The organism is Curvibacter soli (assembly GCF_029211125.1).
GTDB lineage: Bacteria > Pseudomonadota > Gammaproteobacteria > Burkholderiales > Burkholderiaceae_C > Curvibacter_A > Curvibacter_A soli.
This window is the reverse complement of the sequence record NZ_JARGEN010000020.1, coordinates 1-4,412: the sequence shown is the minus strand read 5'-3', so window position 1 is coordinate 4,412 and position 4,412 is coordinate 1. Positions and strand designations below refer to the sequence as shown.

Sequence of the window (4,412 nt, the reverse complement as noted above, 5' to 3'; positions counted from 1 at the left end):
TACTCCACTGTGTACCAGCTCAAACGTTCGTTGCTCTCAGACTACTTGCGTCAGGAACTCAGAAGTCGATCGCTCTCCATGGCTTTTGCGTAAGTCCTATACCAAAAACTGAAGAAACGCCTGTCCGAAATTGGATACGTCGCCCACGGAAAGATCGTGGACGCTTCGGATTTTGGCGTTCCCCAGAAGCGTTCCCGGCTTATCGTCATCGGAATCAAGGAGGACTTAGCCGCCCACCTTGAGGGAGGGGTAAATCACGCTTTCGAGGTTCTCGAATCGAAGAAGGCCGAAGTCCGCGAGCGACATGCTCTCCCAAAGAAAAAGCTCATTACTGCCGAAGATGCCATATCGGACCTTCTCGTCAGCCAAAATTATACGCAGCCATGCCTAGATCCATATTCTCGGCCAGGTTTCGAGGAGACCGCGTACTACGGCCCGTACACCTCGTACCAGAAAGCCATGCACAAGCACTGCCGCACGGACTCCATGGATAGCATGAGACTGGCCCGGCACCGCGATGACGTGCGCGACCGGTTTCGGCTAATCATCAAGGAGTGCACCCAAGGGGTCAGGATGAACGAGGAAAGCAGGGCTCGATTCGGCCTGAAGAAACACCGCATCTACCCAATGTCGGCGAACGATCCTGCACCGACGATCACGACCTTGCCAGATGATGTCCTGCACTATTGCGAGCCGAGGATACTTACCGTACGCGAGAGTGCCCGTCTTCAGAGTTTCCCGGACTGGTTCCGGTTCCGCGGCAAGTACACGACAGGAGGGGAAATGCGTACCAAGGAGTGTCCTCGATACACCCAGGTAGGCAATGCAGTCCCACCCCTGCTGGCCGAGGCACTTGGCCTCACTGCGGCATCCATACTGGACGAACTTGGTGAGATAGCACTGCGCAAAGATGGTCTACAGGAAATGCCAATCGTCACACCAGCATGATGGCAGCGGCCTAGGGGATATCGATGTCTATGGGGGAGATGGCGATCATGGAAAACGAAGCGGAGCAGCCCCGGCGGTTCCCTGGAGGGCTGCTTGAATGGGCCGGGCATCACTCGGGCGGCGTCAAGCGACTGTTCGATCCTAGTAGCGGGCGTCCTAGTAAGGAATTGTTGAGGACCAGCTTGATTTCCCGGCTTGAGGCCTGGGCCGGCCTAGTTGCGTCGGGAGCCAAGGGTACGCCCAGAATATTGCTCTTGGTCGGGGGGCCAGGCAATGGCAAGACCGAAGCCATCGAGTTCACCATAGATTGCCTCGACGACGGCCTGGCCGCCAATGGCAGCCTGCGACGCAAGCTCTCGGAGCAATTCCGCCCGCCCGTGGGCCGGCCTGTACCGAGGGACATACACGTGGATGCGGGCACCCTTGCCGCCATGCCAAGGAAGCTTGACTTGTCCATCGTGCAAGATGCCTCGGCAACCGCAGGCCATGAAGGACGCTCCGCGCCTGAACTCTTGATCGATGAACTGCGCTCCCTATTGGCCGATCAGGATGAACGCTACTACCTGTGTTGCGTCAACCGAGGCGTGCTCGACGATGCATTGATCCATGCCATCGATCACGGCCTTGGCGAGGCTCGTGAATTGCTTGAGCGGATCACTCGATCCGTCAGCCTCTCCGCCGATGCGCCTTCCTGCTGGCCTCTTTCGGAATATCCAGACATCGCGGTGTGGCCGATGGATTCCGAGTCGCTACTTGCCAAGCCCGATAACGATATTCCTGCACCGGCCGAGGTCCTCCTCCGCCATGCTGTCGATTCGAGGTACTGGCCAGCGCAAGGCACCTGCATTGCAGGCGATCGTTGCCCCTTTTGTCGCAGCCAAGCCTTGCTAGCCCGGGAGGACGCACGAACCTCGCTGCTGAAGATACTTCGATGGTACGAGCTTGCCAGCGGCAAGAGATGGAGCTTCCGGGACCTGTTCTCCCTTGTTTCCTACTTGCTGGCCGGCAACCTTGCGGCGGGCGAAGGAAAGCCAAGCGACCCTTGCAGCTGGGCTTCGTACCTTTGGGAACAGGACCAATCGGGGCAATCGACCAAGAGGCCGCGTCGCCAGCAACTTCTCGCTATTTTCCAGCTAGCGACCGCAGGCTACCAACATGCACTTTTCCATCATTGGGATCCATTGGCCGCCAATGTCCTCAGGCAAGGTATTAAGGACCTAGGACTAGGGTCGGAGAAGGCAACGGCGGATACCCGCGGGGCCATCCTGACCTTGCTTGGCCTCCAGCATTTTCTTGCTGGGCGCAAGGACTCGTATCTTCCAGCGACCATTGCTTCCCTGCTTTCTAGCTTGTCTGACTTGCTGGATCCTGCAATGGCAAGCCCGGAAACCGAGGTGGCCGTCAGCGGGAGAAGCAATATCATCCTTGCAGAACTCGACGCAAGATTCAGTCGTTCCGTTGCCGGGGGAATCGAGTTTGTTCGCAAGTACCAGGCACTCTCGAAAATCGAGGTCGACCTGCTCCAACGCCTGGCCAAGCTAGATGAGATCTTGTCTTCGCCAGCCACGCGCCGCCGCAATCCCGCAGCGGCTGGCCGCATCCAGAACATCGTCCGTGACTTTGCATGTCGGCTGGTTCGGCGCAGCCTATGCACGCGAACAGCAGTGGTCGCCGATGCACAAACCCTCGAAGCATTCCAGCACGTCGTAGAGGACGTCCAGGGAAAACAACTCTTCGAGGTAGCCAAGCAAGTCAAGGAGCTCTTGAACCGTAACCAGAGATTCGAGGTTTCCCTCACAACGACATTTGGGCAGCCACTTCCTCCACAGCAACGCCAGGCAACCCTACTCGTCCAAACAAGGCCGGTAAAGGCCATGCAGCTTGCGTCCGAGGAGCGCCCGCGGTCTCCGATCTGCTTCCTTCAGGTAGGAAGCGGGCAATCCCTCCAGCCGATCGCGTTGACGTATGACTTGTTCAAGGCCGTAAAGGAACTGGAACGGGGGATATCCATCGCATCCTTGCCCAGGACAGTCGTTGCCCTTCTGGATACCACTAGGGCGAGGCTGGCAGGGACGATTGTCCGGGATCCGGATGTCCTGGAAGAGTCAATTATCAGGATTGGATCCGATGGGATAGAAGTCGGCCAGTCGTGGAATGGCTTCGTGGCAACCGTTGGAGGGAAGCAGCCATGACGCTAGCCGAATTCAAGCAATCTCCGTGGCAGAAGTCCCATCCGACCTACAAGGAGTCGGCACTAGCCATCAGTCCTGCACCAGAATATGCCAGCTCGGAAGTATTGGTGGCCTCCCTCTATCGAACCATTGGATTCGATTCCATTAGCGAAGGAGGCGTACCAAAGGCTGGGCGCGACCTAGAAAGCAAGCTTCGCAAGCTCCATGACAAGCAACAAGCCATTCCTGACGGAGCCATACTTGATGCCGACGCATGGAGTGCCGTCCTGCACGGCGTACTGGAAAGCCCCAAGCTACCGAACCAATCTTCCAAGCGATTCCTCCAAGTTACGCCGCTCGTTCCTTCATTGTCGGTTTTCTCCGGCTCGGCGCGACTAAGCAGCAATTCCTGGCCTGCGGGCAGCCTTGTGCGGCGCATGGCATGGCTGGGATCCAGGGACCACGACACTGCACTTTCCCTTTGGAAGGAGCTTTTCTCTGCACTCGAAGTCGGCAAAGACGATGATGTCTTCGCCCGTTGGCTGGAGCAGGAAACATCCTCCTGGGGTGCCTCCCCGAAATGGGAACTGGCGAAGGTGGATCCGCAAGACGTTGCAAACTTCTCCATCGACGATTTCGAAGGCGTGCCTTTCATGCCTGCCCGGCAATTTGCCAGTGACCTACGTGCGATCATGAGGGCAAAGCCCTCGATGACCCGCAGGCAATGGACAAGCCTACTCGAAGCCATCCTGAGGCTTGCTGCAGTGTCGCATATCACATGGTTGTGCGATGTCCAGTCGCGCATCTGGCGTTGCCTCCTAGAAGCCGTCGACGGCAACGGTCCGTCTGGAACGGAAGATGTACGTGCGCTCATCTTCCCCAAGAATCCACAGTACATGACGTATGGCGGGAAGGCCCTCCACGGCCTCAAGGACAAGGCGTCTGCCTACCTGACGGCGCGTCTCGGCATCAATACGCTCCTATGGTCGTTGGAGGAAGCAGGCCTTCCCTTCCATGGAAGCCTGTCTTCTAGCGCTGGCATTGCCCAGCTATACACGCATGTCCGAGAAAACCATGGTGCCCTCGATGCCACGGGCATGCGCATGACGTTCTCCGATCTGCGCGAAAGGGAAGCGCGTGCATTGAACTGCAAGAAGGGAATCGGCGCGAACATCCTAGAGTTTTCCAGGCATGCATTGGGGCAGCGCCAGACAGCATCCCAATTGCTTAGCGTGAAAGAAGCGCCCACCAGGACACGCCTGTCCCTGGCCCAGGAGGCCATCAGAGGATGAA

At 57.8% G+C, this 4,412-nt stretch carries 3 protein-coding genes; all 3 read left to right on the top strand.

The genetic code is table 11. The annotated features are described in order from the left end of the window. Window positions 1-108: 108 nt before the first annotated feature. From PY257_RS04735 to PY257_RS04725, 3 genes are read left to right on the top strand one after another with little or no spacing between them, the layout of a single operon-like run. Window positions 109-948: a DNA cytosine methyltransferase gene (locus PY257_RS04735; protein ID WP_275739389.1), complete on the top strand. Its 840-nt coding sequence runs from the start codon at window positions 109-111 to the stop codon at window positions 946-948. A gap of 47 nt (window positions 949-995) precedes the next feature. Then, window positions 996-3,140, top strand: a complete 2,145-nt coding sequence (locus tag PY257_RS04730; protein WP_275739387.1) for a hypothetical protein — start codon at window positions 996-998, stop codon at window positions 3,138-3,140. After that, window positions 3,137-4,411, top strand: a complete 1,275-nt coding sequence (locus tag PY257_RS04725) for a hypothetical protein (RefSeq protein WP_275739384.1) — start codon at window positions 3,137-3,139, stop codon at window positions 4,409-4,411. The genes PY257_RS04730 and PY257_RS04725 overlap by 4 nt, the downstream gene beginning before the upstream one ends. Window position 4,412 lies beyond the last annotated feature (1 nt).